Source organism: Microbacterium sp. AR7-10 (assembly GCF_001878835.1).
Classification (GTDB): domain Bacteria; phylum Actinomycetota; class Actinomycetes; order Actinomycetales; family Microbacteriaceae; genus Microbacterium; species Microbacterium commune.
Genome location: NZ_MJIR01000018.1, coordinates 1 through 2,197, shown reverse-complemented (window position 1 = coordinate 2,197; position 2,197 = coordinate 1). Strand labels below are relative to the sequence as shown.

Genomic DNA, 2,197 nt, shown 5'->3' with positions numbered 1-2,197 from the left:
GAGTTCGTCGGCAGCGTCAGATGTGTATAAGAGACAGCTCGTGGGTCGCGACGTAGTCCTGCACGATCGCACGGAGGACCTCAAGGCCTCGTTGTGTGACCATCATCCCTCCCGCTGGCACTCGAACGTTCCGAGTGCCGGGCGCGAACGGGTAGGATTGGCACTCGGAACGTTCGAGTGCCAGCGGGAGGGATGATGGTCACACAACGAGGCCTTGAGGTCCTCCGTGCGATCGTGCAGGACTACGTCGCGACCCACGAGCCCGTCGGGAGCAGGTCGATCGTCGAGCGGCACGCATTCGGCGTCTCCGCCGCGACCATCCGCAACGACATGGCCCAGCTCGAGGACGAGGAGCTCATCACCGCGCCGCACACCTCGTCGGGGCGGGTGCCGACCGACAAGGGCTACCGGGTCTTCGTCAACCACCTCGCCCAGCTGCGGCCCCTCTCGGCGCCGCAGCGCACGGCCATCGAATCCTTCCTCGCCGCGCCGAGCGACCTGGACGACCTCATGGCACGCACGGTGCGCGTGCTGACCCAGCTCACCGGTCAGGTCGCGCTCGCCCAGTACCCGTCGTTCGCGCGGGCGAGCATCACCCACGTCGAGCTCGTCGCGCTGGCACCGAATCGCGTGCTGGTCGTGCTGGTCACCGACGCCGGCGGCGTGTCGCAGCGCATCTGCCCGCTGCCCATGGACATCGACGACACCGACCTGGCTGTGCTGCGCGCCCAGCTCGCCGCGCTCATCACCGGCCGTGCCGTCGGCGAGGCCTCCGAGCGGATCGCATCCGCCGTCGAGCTGCAGACCGGTTCCCGGCTGCAGCCGGCGCTGTCGGCACTGGCCGGGGTGATCGCCGAGGAGCTGGCCGAGTTCCGGCAGGAGCGGCTGGTGATGGCGGGGGCGGCCACGCTCGCGCGACGCGAACAGGACTTCCGCGGCAGCATCCACCCCCTGCTCGAGGCGATCGAGGAGCAGGTGACCCTGCTGCGGCTGATGAGCGAGATGGTGACCGACGAGCACGGTCTCGCCACCAGCATCGGCACCGAGAACGCCCCGTTCGGGCTCGGTGAGGCATCGATCGTCGCGAGCAACTACGCCGCACCCGGGGGCACGGCCCGCGTCGGCGTGATGGGGCCGACCCGCATGGACTACCCGAGCAACCTCGCCGCAGCACGGGCCGTGGCCCGCTTCCTGTCGCGCATGCTCGACGAAGACGAGGCGGCCCGCTGATGCGGGCGGCCGCACACACGAACGCACACGAAGAAAGGTGACCGTGGCGGATCATTACGAGGTCCTCGGGGTGTCGAAGGACGCCTCCCAGGACGAGATCAAGAAGGCCTACCGCAAGCTCGCCAGGCAGCTGCACCCCGATGTGAACCCGGGGGAGGACGCGGCGGAGCGGTTCAAGCTCGTCACGCACGCCTACGACGTGCTCAGCGACGAGGACTCCCGGCGTCGCTACGACATGGGTGGCGACCAGAACGGCGGCTTCGGCGGAGGGTTCGGCGGCTTCGGCGACATCTTCGAGACGTTCTTCGGCGCGGCGGGCGGCGCCCGATCTGCGCGTCCGCGGTCGCGTCGGGAGCGGGGCCAGGATGCCCTGGTGCGCATCGACCTCGAGCTCGGTGACGTCGTCTTCGGCGTGCACAGGGACATCGAGGTCGACACCGCGGTGCTCTGCGAGACCTGCCAGGGCAGCTGCTGCCAGCCAGGGACGTCTCCGGTCACCTGCGATGTCTGCGGCGGCAGCGGCCACGTGCAGCGCCAGGTGCGCAGCCTGCTCGGCAACGTCGTCACCACCCAGCCGTGCGGCTCCTGCGAGGGCTACGGCACCGTCATCCCGAACCCGTGCGGATCGTGCGCCGGGCAGGGCCGGGTGCGCTCGCGTCGCACGGTCGCCCTCGACATCCCGGCGGGCGTCGAGACCGGCCTGCGCCTGCAGCTGCCCGGCTCGGGCGAGGTCGGCCGCGCGGGCGGCCCGCACGGCGACCTGTACGTCGAGGTGGCCGTCGCGCCGCATCCGGTCTTCAGCCGGGACGGCGACGACCTGCTGGCGACCCTCGAGGTGTCGATGACGGATGCCATCCTTGGCACCACCACGACGATCGAGGGCCTGGACGGTTCGGTCGACCTCGAGCTGCGCTCCGGCGTGCAGTCCGGCGACGTGCTCACCATCGGCGGGCGGGGCATCACCCCG

2 protein-coding genes are annotated in these 2,197 nt (G+C 70.6%); both read left to right on the top strand.

The annotated features are described in order from the left end of the window. Nucleotides 1-195 precede the first annotated feature (195 nt). Nucleotides 196-1,230 carry a heat-inducible transcriptional repressor HrcA gene (hrcA, locus tag BFN01_RS01020; RefSeq protein WP_071640624.1) on the top strand — a complete coding sequence of 345 codons (1,035 nt, stop codon included), beginning with the start codon at nt 196-198 and terminating at the stop codon, nt 1,228-1,230. 43 nt (nt 1,231-1,273) lie between these two features. Further along, nucleotides 1,274-2,197 (top strand): DnaJ C-terminal domain-containing protein (locus BFN01_RS01015; RefSeq protein ID WP_071640614.1); only part of this gene is annotated, 924 nt, incomplete at its 3' end.

Bases quoted from the DNA above. Each gene is read 5' to 3' on its own strand.
- hrcA (WP_071640624.1), top strand. From the start codon at position 196: ATGGTCACACAACGAGGCCTTGAGGTCCTCCGTGCGATCGTGCAGGAC.